Annotated in this window: 22 protein-coding genes; 12 read left to right on the top strand and 10 right to left on the bottom strand. The window is 52.5% G+C overall.

What is annotated here, in order from left to right; all coding sequences use genetic code 11:
- The first annotated feature begins 377 nt into the window (after positions 1–377).
- From ACO0K8_RS06715 to ACO0K8_RS06730, 4 genes are all read left to right on the top strand, one after another.
- Positions 378–797, top strand: coding sequence for a VOC family protein (locus ACO0K8_RS06715; protein ID WP_422945880.1), 420 nt, complete (start codon positions 378–380; stop codon positions 795–797).
- Positions 798–1,837: 1,040 nt separating this feature from the next.
- Positions 1,838–2,233 (top strand): hypothetical protein, encoded by a 396-nt coding sequence (locus tag ACO0K8_RS06720; RefSeq protein ID WP_422945881.1) that lies wholly within the window; start codon positions 1,838–1,840, stop codon positions 2,231–2,233.
- Positions 2,234–2,331: 98 nt separating this feature from the next.
- Positions 2,332–2,856: a hypothetical protein gene (locus ACO0K8_RS06725; protein WP_422945882.1), complete on the top strand. Its 525-nt coding sequence runs from the start codon at positions 2,332–2,334 to the stop codon at positions 2,854–2,856.
- Between the two features lie 73 nt (positions 2,857–2,929).
- Positions 2,930–3,259, top strand: a complete 330-nt coding sequence (locus tag ACO0K8_RS06730) for a hypothetical protein (RefSeq protein ID WP_422945883.1) — start codon at positions 2,930–2,932, stop codon at positions 3,257–3,259.
- A 490-nt stretch (positions 3,260–3,749) separates the two neighbouring features.
- On the opposite strand, the gene ACO0K8_RS06735 is transcribed toward ACO0K8_RS06730, so the two are convergent.
- Positions 3,750–4,661: a LysR substrate-binding domain-containing protein gene (locus ACO0K8_RS06735; RefSeq protein WP_422945884.1), complete on the bottom strand. Its 912-nt coding sequence runs from the start codon at positions 4,659–4,661 to the stop codon at positions 3,750–3,752.
- Between the two features lie 160 nt (positions 4,662–4,821).
- On the opposite strand from ACO0K8_RS06735, the gene ACO0K8_RS06740 reads away from it, so the two are divergent.
- Both ACO0K8_RS06740 and ACO0K8_RS06745 read left to right on the top strand, forming a co-directional pair.
- Positions 4,822–5,724: a DMT family transporter gene (locus ACO0K8_RS06740; protein WP_422945885.1), complete on the top strand. Its 903-nt coding sequence runs from the start codon at positions 4,822–4,824 to the stop codon at positions 5,722–5,724.
- A 188-nt stretch (positions 5,725–5,912) separates the two neighbouring features.
- Positions 5,913–6,161 (top strand): DUF3297 family protein, encoded by a 249-nt coding sequence (locus tag ACO0K8_RS06745; RefSeq protein WP_422945886.1) that lies wholly within the window; start codon positions 5,913–5,915, stop codon positions 6,159–6,161.
- A gap of 142 nt (positions 6,162–6,303) precedes the next feature.
- On the opposite strand, the gene ACO0K8_RS06750 is transcribed toward ACO0K8_RS06745, so the two are convergent.
- From ACO0K8_RS06750 to ACO0K8_RS06760, 3 genes are all read right to left on the bottom strand, one after another.
- Positions 6,304–6,834 carry a hypothetical protein gene (locus tag ACO0K8_RS06750; protein ID WP_422945887.1) on the bottom strand — a complete coding sequence of 177 codons (531 nt, stop codon included), beginning with the start codon at positions 6,832–6,834 and terminating at the stop codon, positions 6,304–6,306.
- A 334-nt stretch (positions 6,835–7,168) separates the two neighbouring features.
- A complete protein-coding gene (locus tag ACO0K8_RS06755; protein WP_422945888.1) occupies positions 7,169–7,942 on the bottom strand; it encodes a tRNA-uridine aminocarboxypropyltransferase in 774 nt (257 codons plus the stop codon).
- 70 nt (positions 7,943–8,012) lie between these two features.
- A complete protein-coding gene (locus ACO0K8_RS06760) occupies positions 8,013–8,540 on the bottom strand; it encodes an NADPH-dependent FMN reductase (protein WP_422945889.1) in 528 nt (175 codons plus the stop codon).
- A 233-nt stretch (positions 8,541–8,773) separates the two neighbouring features.
- On the opposite strand from ACO0K8_RS06760, the gene ACO0K8_RS06765 reads away from it, so the two are divergent.
- The 5 genes from ACO0K8_RS06765 (at position 8,774) to ACO0K8_RS06785 (ending at position 13,680) form a co-directional block, all read left to right on the top strand.
- A complete protein-coding gene (locus ACO0K8_RS06765) occupies positions 8,774–9,439 on the top strand; it encodes a PepSY-associated TM helix domain-containing protein (protein ID WP_422946256.1) in 666 nt (221 codons plus the stop codon).
- 32 nt (positions 9,440–9,471) lie between these two features.
- A complete protein-coding gene (locus tag ACO0K8_RS06770) occupies positions 9,472–9,984 on the top strand; it encodes a DUF2271 domain-containing protein (protein ID WP_422945890.1) in 513 nt (170 codons plus the stop codon).
- A gap of 37 nt (positions 9,985–10,021) precedes the next feature.
- On the top strand, positions 10,022–10,858 hold the full coding sequence (locus tag ACO0K8_RS06775) for a DUF4198 domain-containing protein (protein ID WP_422945891.1): 837 nt from the start codon (positions 10,022–10,024) through the stop codon (positions 10,856–10,858).
- A gap of 117 nt (positions 10,859–10,975) precedes the next feature.
- Positions 10,976–12,013 (top strand): FAD:protein FMN transferase, encoded by a 1,038-nt coding sequence (locus ACO0K8_RS06780; RefSeq protein ID WP_422945892.1) that lies wholly within the window; start codon positions 10,976–10,978, stop codon positions 12,011–12,013.
- A gap of 11 nt (positions 12,014–12,024) precedes the next feature.
- On the top strand, positions 12,025–13,680 hold the full coding sequence (locus tag ACO0K8_RS06785; protein WP_422945893.1) for a sulfite reductase subunit alpha: 1,656 nt from the start codon (positions 12,025–12,027) through the stop codon (positions 13,678–13,680).
- Between the two features lie 124 nt (positions 13,681–13,804).
- Here ACO0K8_RS06785 and ACO0K8_RS06790 read toward each other — a convergent pair whose 3' ends face one another.
- The 5 genes from ACO0K8_RS06790 to ACO0K8_RS06810 all read right to left on the bottom strand — a co-directional run bounded on the left by ACO0K8_RS06790 (position 13,805) and on the right by ACO0K8_RS06810 (position 17,832).
- Positions 13,805–14,242, bottom strand: coding sequence for a GNAT family N-acetyltransferase (locus tag ACO0K8_RS06790; RefSeq protein ID WP_422945894.1), 438 nt, complete (start codon positions 14,240–14,242; stop codon positions 13,805–13,807).
- Positions 14,243–14,293: 51 nt separating this feature from the next.
- Complete coding sequence (locus tag ACO0K8_RS06795) at positions 14,294–15,220, bottom strand: histone deacetylase family protein (protein WP_422945895.1); 927 nt, start codon at positions 15,218–15,220, stop codon at positions 14,294–14,296.
- A 161-nt stretch (positions 15,221–15,381) separates the two neighbouring features.
- The gene (locus tag ACO0K8_RS06800) at positions 15,382–15,723 is read right to left on the bottom strand and encodes a zinc ribbon domain-containing protein YjdM (protein ID WP_422945896.1); all 342 of its coding nucleotides are present in this window, start codon (positions 15,721–15,723) and stop codon (positions 15,382–15,384) included.
- 146 nt (positions 15,724–15,869) lie between these two features.
- On the bottom strand, positions 15,870–16,241 hold the full coding sequence (locus tag ACO0K8_RS06805; protein WP_422945897.1) for a VOC family protein: 372 nt from the start codon (positions 16,239–16,241) through the stop codon (positions 15,870–15,872).
- A gap of 148 nt (positions 16,242–16,389) precedes the next feature.
- On the bottom strand, positions 16,390–17,832 hold the full coding sequence (locus ACO0K8_RS06810) for an FxDxF family PEP-CTERM protein (RefSeq protein WP_422945898.1): 1,443 nt from the start codon (positions 17,830–17,832) through the stop codon (positions 16,390–16,392).
- A 162-nt stretch (positions 17,833–17,994) separates the two neighbouring features.
- On the opposite strand from ACO0K8_RS06810, the gene ACO0K8_RS06815 reads away from it, so the two are divergent.
- The gene (locus ACO0K8_RS06815) at positions 17,995–18,471 is read left to right on the top strand and encodes a hypothetical protein (RefSeq protein WP_422945899.1); all 477 of its coding nucleotides are present in this window, start codon (positions 17,995–17,997) and stop codon (positions 18,469–18,471) included.
- A 70-nt stretch (positions 18,472–18,541) separates the two neighbouring features.
- Here ACO0K8_RS06815 and ACO0K8_RS06820 read toward each other — a convergent pair whose 3' ends face one another.
- Positions 18,542–19,492 carry an IS30 family transposase gene (locus tag ACO0K8_RS06820; protein ID WP_422946257.1) on the bottom strand — a complete coding sequence of 317 codons (951 nt, stop codon included), beginning with the start codon at positions 19,490–19,492 and terminating at the stop codon, positions 18,542–18,544.
- Positions 19,493–19,617 lie beyond the last annotated feature (125 nt).

Raw genomic sequence — 19,617 nt, forward strand, 5'->3', positions numbered from 1 at the left:
TAGTTCACATAAAAGTTCTGTAAGCGTAGCCGCAATCCGCATGCGCCTGGTGGCGGCATATCGGCCTGCAAGCCGCACCGGGATTGCGTGATGGTTTTTAGAATTGTCTTTGCTATGCGCCAGTACGCGTAGGTTGCAATGGCCTTCATCAATTGCGCCGCATGGAAGGCCTAAATGGTGTATTTCGGCTGCACCTAATACACCCTACGCGGACACCCTGCGCGGGCTTTTTACGGTATTTCCAGGCTGCGATAGGTTTCGCATTTTTTGGCAAATAAAAATAAATATGTCTGAATCTCTTGCCAACATAGCTGTATGAATATACAGTATTGGGGCGCGCTATGCGCTTTCTTTATCCATCTCAGGAGCGACTATTTATGCTTGATCATATGACTTTCCGCGTGGCCGATATTGGGCGTACCAAAGCGTTTTACAGCGCGGCCTTAGCACCTTTGGGCTACAGCGTTGCTTTTGAAGGCAACTATGGCATGAACATTTTGGGCTTGGCCTACCCGGATTCCTCTGAGCCGGACGGCAAAAAAGCCGATGTGTGGTTTATTGATGGCCCCTCGCCCTATGGCGGGCCAGCAGCAACTATTGGCTGTCACCTAGCGTGGCGGGCTCAGACGCGCGCGCAGGTCGATGCGTTTTACCGCGCCGCGCTGGCCGCCGGAGGTAAGGACAATGGTGCGCCAGGCCTGCGTCCCGACTATCATCCGCATTACTATGGTGCTTTTGTGATTGACCCTGAAGGCAATAACATTGAAGCAGTCTGCCATCAGCCCGAGCACGCGTAAGGTGCAATGTGCCGCATGGAATATCTAAATGGTGTATTACGGCTGCGCCTAATACACCCTACGCGGACTGCCTAGCCATTAGCTAGACCGGAAGTGGTGATAAAAGTTCTGCGAGCCAGTGCGTATGCCAGCCTGCGCACACTCAAAGCGGCGAACCCAGCGCGGAAAATTGCGCCTACCAACGGCGTACGCCTCGGCACGCGTTAGCTGCTTCATCGGTACAATAAAAAATCCGCAAAAAACAGATACTCCCCGATTTTTATAGTCGAATACCCCTGTTTGCGCATATATCCATTGCGCACTTAAAAAACACTAGAGGGGAGTATGCTTAGTAAGCCCACGCCAGGCACGTGGCAAAAAATGCGCGCAGGCTACTCTGCAAAAGCTGACAGCGCGCACACAGGGCTAGCATTCTGGACAATAAAAAAGTAATTTTTATTTCAAATATGCAAATACTATTGATAGAATGAAAGCCAATAGCAATGACGCTTTTCACGATTTTTTTAGTACTGATCGCATTTACAGTACATCTCCGGAAAGCCATGCTGGATTTGGGTTTTGAGAGCTTGCTCTTAAATTTTTATGCGTCACTCGCCCGATTCGCCCGTCACGGTGTCGCACATATCTAGTTAAATTGCAAATGAGATACTTGGTTCTGCGAGCGTTTTTCATCGGGCTAGCTATTTTTGCTGTGAGCCATGCAATTTACTATGTCCTTAAGATTTCGGAACACCTCAACGATGGATCAGGATTGTTTCTTATTTTGCTAGGTCCGTTTTCCGGTTCAGTGCTAATCGCAATTCTTGCTCCTCGATTTAAATTCACGATGGGCGTGTTTTTGTCGGTTCCGGCATCTCTTCTGATGGGCATGTGCAGCACAATTGCAATTGAACTGGGCGTCACACCTCTGAGTGAATATCAGGGCGTAAATAGGGCGATTTCTTTCGCACTAATGAACTTCCCCTTTTATTGGGTTTTTGCGCACTCGGCGCGGCACTTGGTTGTATTGTTTCTTGTAAGACTGCGAAAAGACTGCGGACTTGAAGGTACCATCGGATTTTCTCGCCAAGATAGGCGGACAGACCGCCAGGTTAGGCGGAATTTTTTTCACCCTATTTGAAGTTATAAGTCCTAGAAAACATATGCCCGATTGCGAAAAGTGTAAAGACCTGCGCAAGGTTTTTAAAATAAAATTGCCAGCTCATTTGAAGCAAGCGATTAGCATTGCGCAGGAAAATGTAGCCGATAACACTATTTCAGTTATTGAAAATGGAACAGGTAATTGGTCACAACCTTTTAGCCAACTTGTTGCGACAGGTGCATGGGATGATATTGTCCAATATCTCTTTAAGTGCAATTTCTGCGGTCAACGTTTCCAATTGAATGCGGAGACCTATCACGGGGGTGGTGGAGAATGGAAGCCTTTAGCAAAATGACTTATAACATGACATTCGAAAATGACGCGCGAATAGGCACGTCCCTTAAATTTTCTGATTGGCGCGCGCGCCTTTCAATTCGACGTTAAAGTGCAAAAATGTCGATGACACGGATACTGAAATTTGGCTACACATTGGCACTAGGTGGTTTCGCTGCAGCCACTTTTGGCATGGTTAATGCAAAATGGCCATTTCTATTTTTAAGCATTTACTTCGCACTCTGTTGGGTGATTTGGTTTGTTTGCGCCATTAGGCAAGAAGGTAGAAACATCGCTCAACTCTTGGGACTGTGGATGTTGATCGATGTCGGTATATTGATTCAATTTGTGGCATTTGTTCGTGCATATGGTCACGGATCACTTAGTGGGATTGAATTTTTATATTTATTCTCGTTTGCGCCGGTTTGTTTTCCGTCAGGTTTTATCCTTGCAGTTTTTGATGGTGCCATTTCTAATAAATATTATTTCTGGCAGTATTTCGGAACAACATTAAGTTACGTCCTCCCAGATTGGGTTACCGGTACCCTTGTCGCATCTATGCAATCAGTTATTGTCGTTTGCGGAATAGATATCTTGCGCAGAGGGTGTCGCCCTTTAACATTACATTCGAGAATGAAGCCGTGAAAGTATTTTCTCTACATATAAGTTGTGCTTCGCGGCTCACCTCAATTCAGCGTTATGCGCAAGGAGAGTCCGCATGAGGATGATGTATCCGACCTCGGGCATAGTGAAGGCAGCAGCATTTGTTGTTGGAATTCTCTCATTTCAAATGTTAAGGGACGCAGCAGGAATTGACACTAATCCACTTAACGAACACATTGCTTTGTCTGTGATCGCAATATTTTCGATGATCGGTCTGTGCGCGATAACAGCGTGGATTTTTGGGTTGGGAGAGTACTTATTGGCCACTGGTCCAAAGCTCAACCCCGGCCGCATGCGATTTTTCAAACGGCTATATTACGCAGCAGTCGTTTGCTGCACAGTTGTCGTCGTTGGCCTTTGGGTTTATGTTGACCACGTTGCATAACATTTTGCTCGACGCGGAAACACAACCAAGAGCTGCGGCTTCGCAGCGATGGTTCTGTTCCGGTCAGCGCCAGCGTTAGGCCCCGCAAACCACACTTGCCGCATGCCGTCAGCCTGGTAGGGTGGGCACGTTTTTTTGCCCACGCAGAGATGAACCGACATCGATGCATGGAGGTTTTGGTTGGATGGGTTTAACGTGATGTGTTGTTGCTTGAGCCTTACGCGTAGGCACGATGATGCTGTGCCCACCCTACGCGCGGTAAGCTTATCCGCAATCCCCCTGCGCCTCGTGGCACGATATCGGCCTGCAAGCAGCACCGGGATTGCGTGATGGTTTTTGGGAACTTCTAAAAACCCTATACTCGGGCGCATCGCGGCGTTGCAAATCCTCGCAATACCGACGTATTGCTCCGGTTTGCGCCTTGCGCTGCATCCCGATTAACGGATTTTTAGAAGTTCCCTTTTCAAATTGCCTTTGCTATGCGCAGGTATCAGCCCCGCAATTGGCTCTCCAGATAATCAATCAGCACCCTGAGTTTGGGGGCCAGGTAGCGGTTTGGTGGATACAGTAGATAGGCGCTGCCGCGGTAGGCGGTGAGTAGCTGCCAATCGGCTAATACGCGTTGCAGGCGGCCCTCGGCCAGCGCGGTTTGGGCGGTGAACAGCGGCAGGCTGGCGATGCCCCAATCGTCGAGCGCAGCGGCTAGGCGCATTTCTGTATTGTTGGCGATATAGCGGCCACGCACCAGCACGCTTTGGCTGTCCCCGCCTTGCTGCAAGACCCAGCGATTGTCGTTGGCATGTTCGCCCAGATAGATGCAGTCGTGGCCGCTTAGTTCTTGTGGCGAATCTGGTGTGCCGCGCAAGGCCAGGTAGGCGGGCGAGGCGACTAAGATTTGGTCGATCGCCATTAAAGCTTTGGCGACCAGGCCGGGCGGCGGCTGATCGGTGATGCGTATCCCTAAATCTATATCTTCCTGCAATAGATCGGTAGGGCGGTCGGTGACTAACAGTTGCAGATTGATCTCGGGATACAGACGCAAAAACGGGCCGACCAGGGGCTGTATCACTTGCTTGGCGTAGGCTTTCGGGGCGCTCAGCCGTATCAGGCCTTGCGGCTGCGCGCTCAGCGCGCTGACGGTGCTGGCCGAGCGCGCTGCCGCCAGCATATCTTGGGCGTACTGCGCCACCGTTTGCCCCGCTTCGCTGAGCCGTAAAGAGCGCGTAGTGCGGACAAATAATTGCAGCTTGAGGCTGGCTTCCAGACTGGAGATTTGCCGGCTGACGGCCGATGGCATGCAATTTAAGGCGCGCGCCGCGGCCGAAAAACTACCGGTTTCTATCACCTTGACCATCACCGCCAGGCCCGGAAGTAAATTGATGAGGCGATCATTGATGCTCATGACGCACAAGTCCTATGCAAAATTACTGGATTATCAAAATCAGAGTATAGATCGATAATCGCTACAAGGCTGGCCTTTCGGCGTGGCTGCGTTGCCCGGGTAGTGCTTGCTGAGCTTTGCCTGCCATCTTCCATCGATAGAAATAGAGATAAAATTCGCCATGCTGAAACGCCTGCCCCTTGCTGAATTAATGCTGTTTGCGGTTGCCCTGGTCTGGGGCTGTAGTTATGGCGTGGCTAAAATTGGCCTGGCTTATTACCCGGTATTGGGATTTTTGGCTTTACGTTTTGGTCTGACCTTTTTTTTATTGCTACCCAGCTTAAGGCAGTTTCGGCACGCCGAGATTAAAAACGCCTGGCGCATAGGCCTGCCTCTGGGGCTGATTTTATTATCGATTTTTCTGTGTGAAACCTATGGCATCGCACTGACCACGGCCACCAATGCGGCATTTTTGATTTCTCTGTGCGTGGTGTTGACGCCCCTGGTGGAATGGCTGCTGCTAAAACAAGCGCCTAACTCTTTCACGCTGGCAGCAATCGCGCTGGCGCTGCTGGGTGCGTTTTTGCTGATACCTAATCTGGCCATCAGCTTGAATCCAGGCGATGGCCTGATACTGGGTGCGGCTGCCTTACGGGCATTTTTTATGGTGCAGAGCAAACGCCTGACGCAACATCAGCAATTATCGACGCTGGCGCTCACTGCGGTGCAAGCCGGAGTCTTGATGTTTGGCTGCTTAAGCCTGGCGCTATGTAGTCCTAGCGGTTTGCCGGCTTTGCCGCAGGCGCCAGAGTTTTGGGGCGCGACTTTGTTCCTGGTGCTATTTTGCACACTGTTTGCCTTCTTCGCACAAAACTATGCGATCCGCCGCAGCACACCAACCAAGGTGGCGCTGTTGCTAGGCAGTGAACCGGCATTCGGTGCCATGTTTGCGGTGCTGTTTTTAGACGAACATTTAAGTGCTCAAATTTTACTAGGCGGCAGCATGATCGTGATGGCATCGTTAGCCGCCAGCTTGCAACAGCCCATCAGGAAGAGTAAATTATTCACGCAGATTTTTGCCTGAAAATGTGGCAACAAGCATGGCGGACGGCTATGCGCGTGCCAACCAGAAAATCGCTCCCGCAATCCCCATGCGCCTTCTGGCGCGATATTGGTCTGCAGGCCGCGCCGGGATTGCGTGTTCCCTTGGCGATTGGAATGCTAAGCGAGCGGCAATTGAACTCTTAGGTTTTCTAGTGGATAATTGCGGGCATGAACGATACCACTACTTTTCCCCCTTTTCCCGACCGTCTGTCGGTTGATCCACGCAGCCCTTACTACAGTGCAGCCGTGTTCGAACACGAAGTCGGCATTAATCTGAACGGCAAAGAACGCCTGGAAGTCGAAGAATATTGCATCAGCGAAGGCTGGATTAAAGTCCCCGCTGGTAAAGCGGTCGACCGCAAGGGCCAACCGCTGATGATCAAAGTCAAAGGCGCGGTAGAACCATTTTATCGTTAAGACTGCTATTTAAGTCGGGCGACTAAGAGTCGCTTCACCAATCAACATAGCCTAAAAAGAAAATCTAAAAAAGGGTCAGCATCATCAAGGTGCTGGCCCTTTTGCTTGATACTAGTTGCCTGCACTATTTGCAGAATTTTTGCTACTCGCCGGTTCTGCCACACAACAGCTGGGTATATCGTAGTTCTAAGCTGATCTCCTGGTCAGGCCTGATCTGGCATAGCGCTAGCATGATGCGCTTGCTGGCGGGCGCGGGGTCTGCCGTTTTGGCCGCGCCTGGAGCACGGATACCTGATCGAAGTACCCGATCGCCTAAGCGCAGCTTGATAGCATACAGGCCGGTGCTGGCACTGCACACGATCAGACCTGCAAGCGCGGTGCTGCCTTGATTGCGGTATTTGCGCGTCACCACTACATTGGCAATCGCTCCCAGCAGACGCAGCTTGACCTCGGTGTCGATCAGCGTGATTCGGGTTGCGGCTGGGTTTTGATCTGGGGTAGGCGTTGCTTGCGCGGTCTTATACTGACTCGCACGCAATGGTTCCGACAGCTGCTCCGATAATTTCCCCGACACCTGCGTCAATACCCGCACTGGCAGCATTAGCGCCATCGTCGCCATTTCGCTGGCGCATGCGCGCGCATCTTGCGCCGCCATCTGGAATAAACTCTTCATTTGATCGCTCCTGGTTAAATAGTCCACGCTCAGAGCATGCTGTACCTATGTGCAGACAGGATGAAGTTTTTGCAGAGATTTATGCGTTGTATGTGCAGCCGGGTTTGGCAATCGCCGCAGGTGAATCCGCAATCTGTATGCGCCTGGTGGCAGGATTTTGCTCTACAGGCCGCATCCAGCTTGCGTGACCAGTTTTGGGAACTTCTAACCCCCCCTACTCGGGTGCAGCGCGGCAGAATTACAGCTCCTACATGGAGCGTACTTTGCCGCGCTTGAAAGGGGGAGCGTTAGAGTTAGAGTTAGAGTTCGGCAGGGGCGGATCTGGCAGCGCCTGTTACGGCAGGCGTAAATCCCTTAAGCGCTGATGCACCGCGTCGTCGCGGTCGAGCTTGAGCTGTTGCTTGGCGCATAGGTAGTGCTCGGTAAATACATCCAGATAGGCTTCTAAAGTGTGCGCTGCCAGTGTCTCGCCTGCTAGTGCCAGACACAAGGCAGCCACCTCAGAAGTACATAGATGATCGTCGCGCCGTGAGCGGCGCAGGCGATAGCGTGACACTTGTTCTGGTGCCAGACTGAGCACCGGAAATTGATTTAGATAGGGGCTTTTTTTAAAGATCTTGCGCGCTTCTGGCCACGTGGCATCGAGCAAGATAAACAGCGGCCGTTTGCTTTGCTGTCCTGATATTTCATCAGCAACTTGGTGAGTAACGTCGTCTGCCAGCAATTCTGTGACCACTCTGTCCGGCGTCACAAACTCGCCTGGAAACACCACGTACGGCTGCCATTGCGGGTCGGCCAGCAAAGCTAGTAGCGCAGGGTCTACTTCGGTACGGGCCCAGCCAAATGCTGTGGTATCGGGCAGCACATCGGCAATCAGCCAGCCGGTGTTGCTCGGTTTTAGGGTCTCATGCTCAGCCATGATCAGGCATACTGCGGCGCGCGTAGGCACCACCGGGCGCAAGGCACACAGGCAATGGCTGAGGATCAGCCGGCAGCCGCCACAGCGCTCGCCATGCGGCCCGCCACGCGCCAGAAACGGTCTGGTACTACGCAGCAGGCGGGAGGCACGCAGACGAGCGACAGCGTGCGGTAAGTGGATTTGTGTCATGGGTGTTTCTACCAGCGGCAGCAAAATGCGTGATTACGATAAGGCCCGCATTTTAGTGCAATCGCGGGTTTTAAGCCTGTAAACTGTTCAGCGCCTGAACTAATTGCTGTTGCAGATCGGGCTTGTTAAGGCTACCCAGTGCGACATCAAAATTCTCATAAAAGCTAGGAATCGCCAGGCTGGCTTTCACCTGGCCGGCAAAAAAAGGCGCCGAATTAGTCGCTGCCGCCAACACACTGGCACCGCCGCGTGCGCCTGGCGAGGTGGATAGCAATACCATAGGCTTATTCTGAAAAACTTTGGGATTAATCCGTGAGCACCAATCGAACAGGTTTTTATATGCAGCGCTATACGAGCCATTGTGTTCGGCAAAAGAGATCAGCAAAGCATCGCTGGCAGCGATCTTTGCCAGGAAGGCTTGCGCCAAAGCTGGCTGCCCTAGCAATGCTTCCTGGTCGACACTGAATAAGGGGAGTTCATAATCATTCAAATCGAGCACTTCGACCTGCGCATCCTGCAGCAAACTGGCGGCGTGTCTCACCAATTGCAGGTTGATCGATTTTTTACTACTACTGGCGGCAAAGGCTAACAATTTCATATTGGATATTTCTTAAAGTGAGAGACGAGATATTCAGCGGGATATAGGAAAAGGAGCATTGTAATTGATATGTGTTCTGTCAATATTTTGCCTTTTTATTTAAATCTAGAAATTTTTCTTCACTAGAATTTTTATATGTATAATTGCGAATCATTATCATTTACATGAAAATCTGATTTTCTTTTATTGCTGTCATGTCTAGCCCAGATTCTCCTGTTACTCAACATTCCGCTATGCCCGCTTGCGCGTTTCAGCCCGCCGCCGCACGCCAGCAGACGCGGGCTTTTTGGATGCGGCAATTGCATCAATGGCATTGGATCAGCTCAGCACTGTGTTTGATGGCGATGCTGATGTTTGCCGTCAGTGGGATCACCCTGAATCATTCAGCGCAGATCGAGGCGCAGCCAGTGTTGACGCATAAAGAGGCGCAAATGCCGCCTTCTTTGTTGAAAATTTTGCAGGCGCGTCAGGCGCAGTTGAGCGCTACGCCAGCAACTGCGCCGTCGTCCTTGCCGCCGGCGGTGGCTGGCTGGATAGACGCAACGCTGGCAATTAGCGTGACTCAGCAGACGCCTGAATGGTCGCCGCAAGAGTTAGTCATCGCTTTGCCGCGCCCCGGTGGCGATGCCTGGTTACGCATCGATTTGGACAGCGGTGCGCTGGAATATGAAAAAACCGAGCGTGGTTGGGTCGCGTATTTTAATGACTTGCATAAGGGCCGCAATACCGGCGCTGCCTGGGGCTGGTTTATCGACGCCTTTGCAATCGCCTGCCTGATTTTTTGCCTGACTGGTTTGCTGCTACTGCAAATGCATGCCGGTAACCGCCGGGCGACCTGGCCGGTGGTGGCGCTGGGCTTACTGCTGCCAGTGTTATTGGCGATCGTGTTCATTCATTGAATTCATTTTTTACTTCCTGAGGATCATTCTCTATGCGTAAGTTACTCCCGTTTGCTATTGGTAGTCTGATCGCCGCGCCTGTGATGGCGGCGGATCTGAGCCTGAAAATTGAAGTGCCGCGTATCAATGTGGCGGAATATCACCGTCCGTATGTGGCGGTCTGGATAGAGCGCCCGGATCAAAGCTTGGCCGGTAATCTGGCGGTCTGGTACGACCTCAAGAAGCGCGATAACGAGGGCGCAAAATGGCTCAAGGACATGCGCCAGTGGTGGCGTCGTAGCGGTCGCGATTTGCAGTTGCCTGCGGATGGTGTCAGCGGCGCGACCCGGGTGGTGGGCGAACATAGCCTGAGCTTCTCGGGCGATAAGGGCGTGCTGGCCAAACTACCGGCCGGCGATTATCAATTGCTGGTCGAGGCAGCACGCGAAGGCGGTGGCCGCGAGGTCGTCAAAGTACCGTTTCAGTGGTCGGGAAAAGCAGATCAACAAATCAAGGTGCAGGGTAGCAATGAGTTGGGGCTAATTACCCTCAACATAAAATCTTAAGCCTCCCCACTTTGCTTACCTTTAAAGAAAACTCAGTATGAAAAACCTGTCGACCCGCTCTTTTTCGCCACGCTTTAGCCTGCATCTTTTGCTGTGTGCCGCACTGATAACACCGCTCGCTGCACAAGCGCATCGCACTTTTTTACTGCCTAGCGCCACCGTCGTGGCGGGCAATACACCCTGGGTCAGCTTTGATGCGGCCGCGGCCACCGATCTGTTTTATTTTGATCATGTGCCTTTGCAGCTAGATAGTCTGGTGATCGCAACGCCAGATGGCAGCGCCGCCAAAGCCGAGAACGCCAGCACCGGTAAATATCGCAGCAGTTTTGATCTGCGCCTGAGTCAAAAAGGCACGTATAAACTGAGTCTGTTAAATCAGAATCTATTCGCCAATTACAAAGAGCAAGGCGTGCCCAAACGTTGGCGCGGTACAGCTGAGGCGCTGACGAAAGAAATCCCGGCCAGCGCACAAGCGCTGCAAGTGACGCAGATGCAGGGACGTATCGAAACCTTTGTGAGCAATGGCAAACCCGACAAAAAAGCGCTGGAAATTACCGGCAAGGGTTTGGAGCTAGATCCGATCACGCATCCGAATGATTTGATGGCTGGTGAGCCTGCGCAGTTTCGTCTGCTGCTCGATGGCAAACCGGCAGCAGCGGTCAAGGTGACCGTGATCGCCGGAGGCATACGCTATCGCCAGAACCTTGGCGAGCAAAGCATCAGCACCGACGCCGAGGGTAAGTTCACGGTTAATTGGCAGGGCGCGGGCATGTATTGGATGGAGGCGAGTGTCAGCGATAAAAACAGCAGCGTGCCTGCGGCAAAAGAAAGACGCGCCAATTATGTGGCAACCCTAGAGGTATTGCCACAGTAAATGCGCCCCGTTGTGTAGCTCACCGTTTTTGATGTGCCACTCAGGCTGGGTAACCCGCTTCGACTTGAGTGGTGCTAGTTTTAAAAATCCCAGCAATCGCTAGCAAGGATGCCTCGCATGGCCAATACCATAAATTCTAAACGGGTACTAATACCGACCAGCTTAGAGACGCCGCCTGAGCTGCCCGCTGATGCCCAGTTGCGCCAACTGCAAGGTGCGACTATGGGCACGCACTGGACGGTCAAGTTGATGGTCTCTGGCAGCATCTCGCCCGCATATTTGCAACTGGGGATAGAGCGGCAACTGGCCCAAGTAGTAGCGCAGATGAGCCATTGGGAAAGTCATTCCAATCTCTGCAAATTTAATCATGCCGCAGCAGGAACTTGGCATGTGCTGCCGGCAGAATTTTTTCAGGTGCTCGATTACGCGCTGTATCTGGCGCAACAAACTGCTGGTGCTTACGATCCCAGTATCGGTAAGCTGGTCGACCTGTGGGGCTTTGGCCCCAAGTCTAAGCCACAAACAATGCCAAACGCCAATGCCATCGCGGCCGCCATGCAAGACGCCGGTTGGCAGCGCGTACAGGTTGATAGACTCTTGCGCAGAGTACGCCAGCCTGGCGGCTTGTCCTTAGATCTGTCTTCTATCGCCAAGGGCTATGCGGTAGACCAGGTGGCGCGCTGGCTGCAGAGTCAGGGCGTGGTCTCGTATTTGATCGAAGTTGGCGGCGAATTGCGCGGTTATGGCATCAAGCAAGATCAACAGCCGTGGTGGGTAGAGTTAGAGCATCCGGCCACCCAAGCAGCGCAGGGTAGTGCCGCCGCCAACGACAGCAGCACCATATTGGCGCTGCATGGCTGGGCTATCGCCACCTCGGGTGATTACCGCCAGCAAATACAGCTCGGTGATCGCAATTTTTCGCACAGTATCGATCCGCGCAGCGGCTATCCGCTCACGCATAGTGTGGCTTCGGTCACGGTGCTACATGCCGAGTGCATGGTGGCCGATGCGCTCGCCACCGCGCTGATGGTGATGGGGCTCAAGCAGGGCATGGCGTATGCCGAAGAATGGCGCCTGGCTTGCCGCTTCATCAGTAAAACCAAAGATGGCTATCGCGAGAGCATGAGCCAGGCCATGCGCCTCATGTTGTCGTAAGGGAGAGTGCTATGACGGGCGTACAAAAACTCTTGAACTGGCGTGGCTACCATCGCTTGTTTGCCGTACTGGCACTAAGTCTGATAGCTGCGGCCTTGTTATTGCTGAGCCAGTTGCCAGCGCACACCGTCGATCGCAATCTGGCGGCCATGCTCTTGCTACTGGCCTATGGCGCGTTTTGTTTGCCGTATTTTTGGCGCGCCCGCCCTTTGGCAACGAGCGCTGGGACGCAAGATGCAGCGCACACTGTGTATATCGTCTATGCCAGCCAGACTGGCTACGCCGGGCGGCTCGCCCGTCAAACCGCGCAGGCCTTGCAGGGGCTCGATCTCGCCTTGCGTTTGCTGTGCATCTCAGAATTTGACCGTGCTATGTTGCAGCAGGCGCGCCGCGTCTTGTTCATCGTCAGCACTACCGGTGAGGGCGATGCGCCCGATAGTGCCGCGCATTTTGTGCATAGTTTGAGTCAGCCTGGCCAGCCTTTAGATTCTTTGCAATATGCGATACTCGCCTTGGGTGACCGTCATTATCGCCATTACTGTGCGTTCGGACATAGCTTGCAGCAATCGCTGCAACAACAGCAGGCACAGGCCTGGTTTGAATTGATAGAAGTGGATCAGGGCGATCCAGCCGCCTTAGCCGATTGGCAGCTGCAACTGAGTCAGAGATTGAACTCACCAGCAGGGACTAGCCTGGCGATGGATTGGCGTGCCGCGCCCTATGCCGATTGGATACTGCATGAGCGCAGCCTGCTTAATCCTGGCAGCGCCGGCGCACCGGCTTTTCATCTGACACTAGGCTTAGTGGCCGACACGCAACACAGTACGACCTTGTGGCAGGCCGGCGATATTGCTGAGATCGGTCCGCAGAATACGCCGCAGCAGATCGATCACTGGCTACGCCAGCATGCTTTAAATGGCGAAAGCCCGCTAAGCATAGGCGAACAAAAACTTAGCCTGCGCCAGCATCTGCGGCATAGAGTTTTGCCCGACACATGGGCGCTAACTAATCCGGAGACTAACCCAGAAGCGAGTACGCTGAGTTGGGTTGCGCAACTACCTATGCTGCCGCATCGCGCTTATTCTATTGCCTCGATCGCGGCCGATGGCCAGCTAGAATTACTGGTAAGGCAAATCCGTCTGGAGGATGGCGCTCTGGGTTTAGGTTCTGGCTGGTTGACCGAGTATGCCGCCTGCGGTAGCCAGATCGCTTTGCGTATACGCGAGAACCGCGCCTTTCATGCGCCGCTCGATGACAGACCGCTGATACTGATCGGTAACGGTACCGGGCTGGCAGGTTTGCGTGCCCATCTGAAACAGAGAGCCCGGCAAGGTCATCATCGCAACTGGCTACTGTTTGGCGAGCGCCATCAGCAACACGATTATTTTTATCAGGATGAGCTACAAGCCTGGCACGCTAGCGGGGTTTTGAAGAAACTCGATCTGGCGTTTTCGCGCGATCAAACTCAGGCGCGCTATGTGCAAGACAAACTACTAGAACAAGCCGATAGCCTACGTACATGGGTGGCGCAAGGTGCCGCCATTTATGTATGCGGCAGTCTGCAAGGCATGGCCGCCGGAGTGAGCGAGGCACTCAGCACTATTCTCGGTGCCGCGCATTTACAAGAACTCGGTGCACAAGGACGGTATCGGCGCGATGTGTATTGAGTGGCGCTCAAAATACGCAGGCGCCGCTTGCGCATATTCCATGCGGCTTTCCAGCCTGCCTGGCCTGCAGCCCGCATGGGATATGCGCGCTGGCAGGGGCGACTTGGAACTTTAGACCGCCCTTTTATACTTGCGGTCGCTCTAGCGTGTAGAACACTTCTATCGCATCTTTCATCTCACCGCGTGTCCAGCCTTGTTTTGCATAAAAACGGTCGGCACGGGTATTGGCCGCGGTACCCAGCGTGACTTTTTGATGGCCCTGGCTAAACAGCCAATTGCTTGCCAGTTTGAGTAAGGGCGCACCTGCGCCTTTGCCTTCGGCATCCGGGCTGACAAATAGCGCCCAGATCGAGGCGTCGGCGCTGGCTGCATACGAAAATCCTATGATCTTGCCTTGCTCTTCACAGACCCAGCCGCGTCCGAGTTGATCGAGATAGTCCTCGTACATCTGAGCGGGCACGCGGGCCGGATTATTCAGCACGTTTTCTTTGACCGCCAGACGTATCACTTGCATGGCGGGGATGTCGGCGCTCACTGCGCGACGGAACTGTAAGCTAGGCATGGACGACACTATTAAAAAAACAATGATTATCCCTGAAGCTAGCGTAATTGCCTAATCGGCACCAATCAGCACCTTGACGTGGGCCGCAGCGCTGCGCCCCAGAGGTGATAAAACATAGCCGCCCTCCAGACAGGAAACGATGCGCCCCTGTGCGTAAGTGTTGGCGACTTTGACGATTTGTGCGGTGACCCAGGCGTAGTCGTCTTCCACCAGACCCAGATTGCCCATATCGTCCTCACGGTGGCCGTCAAAGCCAGCCGAGATAAAGATCATCTGCGGTTTAAATTTTTCTAGCGCCGGGATCCAGGTTTCGCTGACCGAGGCGCGAAAAGCCTTACTACCGGAGCGGCTAGGCAGGCTGACATTGATCATGTTGGGGCCCATGGGTACCGCACCGGAGAACGGGTAGACGCCTTCTTCAAAGGTCGAGCACATCAGTACGCGGGGATCTTCATGCAGGATGTTTTCACTGCCGTTGCCATGATGCACATCAAAATCTATCAGTGCCACCCGCTCCAGACCATGCACATTGAGCGCATGACGGATGCCGACCACGACATTATTGAAGAAACAGAAACCAGCTGCAGAGGCGCGCCCGGCATGGTGGCCAGGCGGCCTTACGTTGCAAAAAGCCACCCGCGCCTCGCCCTTGATGACCAGATCGGTGGCCAGCACCGCGGCGCCGGCGGCACGTTTGGCGGCCTGAAAGGTAAACGGGTTCATGCGGGTATCAGGATCCACCTGCACATAGCCAGAACTAGGACGGTGCGCCTCGACATCGCGCACAAACAGCGGTGAATGGGCTTGCTCTAATTGCGCAGTGCTGGCCAATGGCGCTTCATAGCTTTGCATATAGTCGAGCAGACCGGTGATGAGCAATTGATCATTGATCGCACCGATACGCGCAGGAGCTTCGGGGTGATCCACGCCCATTTCATGCTTTTGGCAATCAGGGTGAGTTATGTAAGCTGCCAGCAAGGGAAGTTCTCCACAAAAATGCGACAAAAACTCATTGTAGGACTAAATACAGAAACGACTTTGTGCCTAGACAAAGGAAAATACTGAAAACGTCGCGAAGCGCGACTTTTGCAACACTGGCACCACAGGCCCGATCGTGCCTGTGGTTGGTAAGCAAGTTTTTAGGCTTTTTTCAGGTAGCAGGCTTTTAACATAAAACTACCAGCGTCCATCTTACAATCGACTTCATGATCGCCACCGACCAGACGGATACTTTTTACTTTTGAGCCCATCTTCAGAGTAATCGACGAACCCTTGACCTTCAGATCCTTGATCAAAACCACCGCATCGCCATCCGACAAGACATTGCCCAGGGCATCTTTCACGATACGCTCGTCGTTGTCATCGGCCGCTGCCGCAGCCACCATAGGCCATTCGTGGCCGCAATCGGCGCAGACATAATTCTCACCGTCAGGATAAGTGTTTTCCATAGAACATACTGGGCAAGCTGGCAGGGTAGACATGATTTCTTTCTATAAATGCGAAGTGCTAAGCCCGCTAGTATAAACCAGCGACAGCTGCTTTCCCTAGCGGCGGGCGTTCAAATCTGCTCAGACTTGGGCCCAGGATCCGGCAAACCGGCAATTTCGGTCTGCGCTAAGTGACAGTTTCAGGCAACGTACTTGCTCTGGATTAATTCGATACGATTGCCAAACGGGTCTTCGGTAAACACTCTTCGCACTTCCGGCAATTCCTCATTTTTTAACACCGCATAGCCGCTCGCCCGCAACAGCGCGCACAGCGCGTCGAGATCCCTGACGATAAAGGCCGGATGGGCTTTCTTGGCTGGCTGAAAATTAACTTCGGCGCCGAGGTGAATTTGGCGGTCGCCACAGGCAAACCAGGCACCGCCGCGTAACTGCATCAGTACCGGCTTAGGCAATTCAGGCATGCCCAAGATGTCGGCGTAAAATTCCCTGGCCAGCGCCTCGCCACCAACCGGTATCGCAATTTGCAGATGATCGAGTTCAAGAACTTGCATGGCATCACCTCAAGAATAAGTGATGAGAATTCTATACCAGCTGCGCTTGCTTGTGCTCTGTCGCGCTACGAGAGATGACGAAGTGTTGTCGTAAACGATAAAAACCGAAACGAGTTCGGTTTTTATCTTGTTAGCAGCGTGCAGTATTTTAGTTTTTTCTTCTGCGCACAGCGACACCGACAAATGCTAAACCAGCCAATAACATGGCGTAGCTGCTTGGTTCTGGCACTGCCGATACCGCTTGTGCGGTGTAGCTATAACCAGCACCCAGATCGGCGTCGGTCACGCCAAATACGTAGAATTTATTATGGCCTGCGCTGCCTACGACAAAATCATTATCGTTGGCGATAAACAGGGTGTGAGTCTTGACACCTTTGATCGTCAGATCTTCACCGAAAGCCATGCCTTCTATTTTTGAGGGAATATTATTGCTGCTAATGCCGTTCGCATTCAGGGTGCTCACCACATCGAGCAATAAAGATTTTTTGACTGCTTTAGAACTTAAATCACCGCTCATGGCGCTGACATCCTGGGCTCCCGCCAGATCGATTTTAAAGATTTGTTTTGCTACTGCCGAAGTACCGTCGCCCAGGCCTTTGCCATCGCGTTCGTCGACTAAGAACTGGTGATCGTTGAGTGCGACGATTTCGCTCACGCCGCTACCGCTGCTCAGTTTGTAGGCATATTGATGGGTTGCTCCGGAAGCGATATCGATCGTCACGATACGCAGGTTTTTGTTACTGTCTTGCGCCAGCGGAGCCTGCATGATGCCCACCAAGGTTTTACCGTCTGGCGAGATCGCCAAACCTTCCATACCCTTGTTGGTAACGCGGCCGCTGCTATTGCCTGCAATTTCTATACTGCTTTGTGCGCTCGGCTTGCTAATCGCGAGATTGGATGGCAATTCAAACGATTTAATGCGGGTACCGCTGGCACGATCAAATTGGTAGACGTAAGGTCCGTATTCGTCGGACACAAAAACGCTCTTGCCGTCGTTGGAGACACGCACCGCTTCCGGATCTAAGCGCGCATTATTCGGGTTGCTTGAAGTCTTGCTAGCATCAAAATTATCCGAGCGGCCAGTAAAATAATTGGTTTTGTCGATCGCATTGAGTAACGGCACGCCACTTCCTAAAGAATACGATGTGCCACCTACGGTGCCCGTGCCCAGTGCGCCTGTGCCATACGCCAAAGGCGTGGCGCTGGATAACAGAGTGGTGGCGCTGAGTACCGGGGCCAAATTGTAAGCCAGCCCAGAACCCGAGGTGTTCTGGGTCATCGCCAGTTTAATAGTTTGAAAGCGGGCGATGTAAGACGTGGTGTCGTCCACCAGCGGATTATAGGCGGTGGCGTTGGGGCCGCGATCCGGTGTTGCGATAAAGGTATTGCCACCCGCCCATGCCAGGCCTGAGCCTACGCCACCGAGTAAATTACCGGCCAGACCATTTTCCAGCAGACCTGAAGTTTTTGCAGACAGATCAGCGCCACTGCCATCTAAAGTGCCGATCGCCAATAAAGAAATACTCGCGTTGGCAGCTTGCGTGGCAAATGCCGCTAGCAATAACAAAGGTAGAATTTTTTTCGGCGACATGAGTGGCTTTCAGTTTGGTTTTAGGAAATTATCATAAAATTTTAATAAGTAAATGTGACTTAGCTATGACAAGGCTGAGTGTTGTGCAATATTGAAAAAACCAGCAAAGTCATGATATACACTATTCGAGTAGCGAATTTTTTCCCAATCAGGAGCACGACCATGAGTCATAACATGAGCCAATTAAGCGATAAGCTGTCAGAGTTTTTGGATGAGACTGAAAAAAATCTAGAGGTGATCGCAAAAGTGGCTGCGGCCACCGCTGCTGAATTTGCCGACCAAGCCTGGGATAGCGGCAAACTGGCTGCCAGTGAAGCCAGCGCCAAGGCTTTGCTGGTGGGTGATGAGCTCGCCATGAAAGCGGCGCAAGCAGCCGATGCCGCTAATGTGCTGGCCGAACAAGTTTCGTTTAAGGCGGCAGAGCTAGCCGATAGCGCCAGTCTGGTGGCCGATCAAGTGTGGGACAGCAGCACCCAAGCGGCCAATGAAGTCGCCTCCAAAGCAGCGCTGGTTGGTGAGCAACTGGCCTTAAGGGCGGCCGATGTGGCGCTCAAAGCCGATGCAATGGCGACCCAGGCAGCGATCAAGATGGGCGCCTTCGCCGACAAAGCGCGCGACAGCAACTCCGTAGAAAAATAGGTTTACAAATTTAAAATGACATCGGCCTGTTACGCATATCCCATGCGGGTTTGCGGGCAGGCAGGCGAATTCAAGTTCGAAATGCGACGGAATTAGGTGGTAAATTAAATAGTACTTCATGTGGCGTTTTATAGCCTAAAGTTTTTCTGGGACGATGGTTAAGGCGGTCCTCAATGTGTTGAATGCGCGCATTGGAAAGTGTCTTCAGACGCATTCTTTTTGGTATGTATTGACGGATCAAACCATTGGTGTTTTCATTGCGTGACCGTTGTCTAGGGCGACCAGGATCGGCAAAGAAGACAGGTAAGCCCATGTCTTTAAAGTGCGCAAATTCACAGCCATTATCTAAGGTCAGTGAAAGGGCTGGCAGTCCATTAAGTTCCTTTCCAACCGCAGCGGCAACAATGATGGCCGTCTTTTGCAAGACGGGAGAAATTTTGGTGTACAAGCTTTTGCGTTCGACCAAGGTGAGTAGGCAGTGATGATGTGACTGTCCGCGGATGGTGTCGCCTTCCCAGTGACCGGCAATCTCTCTTGTCAGCGCGTCTTTGGGACGTTGTCGAATACTCTTGCGACCGGCCGGATAGCTAGATTTGGCGGGCTTCCAGACCTTGGCAAGCTGATAGCGACGTAATTTTTTATTCAAAGCACTCTTGGTACGCCGGATCCAGTTGTAGATCGTTTGGTGACTGATAGACCAATTCTCTTCGCTGCCAGCAATGCGCAAACGTGCGCTGATTTCGTCTGGAGACCATTCCTGATTTAATAAATACCGTACCAGCGGCCATATTTCTTTAGGCTTCGTTGGATGATTGGCCGCGCTTTTGGCAATGCGTTTAAGCGTCCTTTCATTGGACGCGAGGGCGTTGTATTTTTGATTTACCTTACCTCGCTTGATCTCGCGATAAATGGTCGAACGATCTACCCCAACTGCGCTGGCAATCTCGCTCACGCTGGTTTTTGACACTAAGAGACGTTCAATCTGGGAGCGCTGTTTAGCTTTGAGATGAGTAAATTCCATTGCGATTTCCTTGGTTAAGAACAACACAAAGCTACTCCTGTAACGAGCAAAACCTTTGTATTTTTATCCTTTTACCGTCGCAATTCGAACTTTAATTCGCAAGGCACGGCTGTCAGCCGCATCAG

The organism is Undibacterium sp. Ren11W, assembly GCF_049340485.1.
GTDB lineage: Bacteria > Pseudomonadota > Gammaproteobacteria > Burkholderiales > Burkholderiaceae_D > Undibacterium.

What these genes read in the sequence shown, in the direction of transcription:
- ACO0K8_RS06715 (WP_422945880.1), top strand. Translation starts at nt 378, where the DNA reads ATGCTTGATCATATGACTTTCCGCGTGGCCGATATTGGGCGTACCAAA.
- ACO0K8_RS06725 (WP_422945882.1), top strand. Translation starts at nt 2,332, where the DNA reads ATGTCGATGACACGGATACTGAAATTTGGCTACACATTGGCACTAGGT.
- ACO0K8_RS06730 (WP_422945883.1), top strand. Translation starts at nt 2,930, where the DNA reads ATGAGGATGATGTATCCGACCTCGGGCATAGTGAAGGCAGCAGCATTT.
- ACO0K8_RS06735 (WP_422945884.1), bottom strand. Translation starts at nt 4,661, where the DNA reads ATGAGCATCAATGATCGCCTCATCAATTTACTTCCGGGCCTGGCGGTG.
- ACO0K8_RS06740 (WP_422945885.1), top strand. Translation starts at nt 4,822, where the DNA reads ATGCTGAAACGCCTGCCCCTTGCTGAATTAATGCTGTTTGCGGTTGCC.
- ACO0K8_RS06745 (WP_422945886.1), top strand. Translation starts at nt 5,913, where the DNA reads ATGAACGATACCACTACTTTTCCCCCTTTTCCCGACCGTCTGTCGGTT.
- ACO0K8_RS06750 (WP_422945887.1), bottom strand. Translation starts at nt 6,834, where the DNA reads ATGAAGAGTTTATTCCAGATGGCGGCGCAAGATGCGCGCGCATGCGCC.
- ACO0K8_RS06755 (WP_422945888.1), bottom strand. Translation starts at nt 7,942, where the DNA reads ATGACACAAATCCACTTACCGCACGCTGTCGCTCGTCTGCGTGCCTCC.
- ACO0K8_RS06760 (WP_422945889.1), bottom strand. Translation starts at nt 8,540, where the DNA reads ATGAAATTGTTAGCCTTTGCCGCCAGTAGTAGTAAAAAATCGATCAAC.
- ACO0K8_RS06765 (WP_422946256.1), top strand. Translation starts at nt 8,774, where the DNA reads ATGCCCGCTTGCGCGTTTCAGCCCGCCGCCGCACGCCAGCAGACGCGG.
- ACO0K8_RS06770 (WP_422945890.1), top strand. Translation starts at nt 9,472, where the DNA reads ATGCGTAAGTTACTCCCGTTTGCTATTGGTAGTCTGATCGCCGCGCCT.
- ACO0K8_RS06775 (WP_422945891.1), top strand. Translation starts at nt 10,022, where the DNA reads ATGAAAAACCTGTCGACCCGCTCTTTTTCGCCACGCTTTAGCCTGCAT.
- ACO0K8_RS06780 (WP_422945892.1), top strand. Translation starts at nt 10,976, where the DNA reads ATGGCCAATACCATAAATTCTAAACGGGTACTAATACCGACCAGCTTA.
- ACO0K8_RS06785 (WP_422945893.1), top strand. Translation starts at nt 12,025, where the DNA reads ATGACGGGCGTACAAAAACTCTTGAACTGGCGTGGCTACCATCGCTTG.
- ACO0K8_RS06790 (WP_422945894.1), bottom strand. Translation starts at nt 14,242, where the DNA reads ATGCCTAGCTTACAGTTCCGTCGCGCAGTGAGCGCCGACATCCCCGCC.
- ACO0K8_RS06800 (WP_422945896.1), bottom strand. Translation starts at nt 15,723, where the DNA reads ATGTCTACCCTGCCAGCTTGCCCAGTATGTTCTATGGAAAACACTTAT.
- ACO0K8_RS06805 (WP_422945897.1), bottom strand. Translation starts at nt 16,241, where the DNA reads ATGCAAGTTCTTGAACTCGATCATCTGCAAATTGCGATACCGGTTGGT.
- ACO0K8_RS06810 (WP_422945898.1), bottom strand. Translation starts at nt 17,832, where the DNA reads ATGTCGCCGAAAAAAATTCTACCTTTGTTATTGCTAGCGGCATTTGCC.
- ACO0K8_RS06815 (WP_422945899.1), top strand. Translation starts at nt 17,995, where the DNA reads ATGAGTCATAACATGAGCCAATTAAGCGATAAGCTGTCAGAGTTTTTG.
- ACO0K8_RS06820 (WP_422946257.1), bottom strand. Translation starts at nt 19,492, where the DNA reads ATGGAATTTACTCATCTCAAAGCTAAACAGCGCTCCCAGATTGAACGT.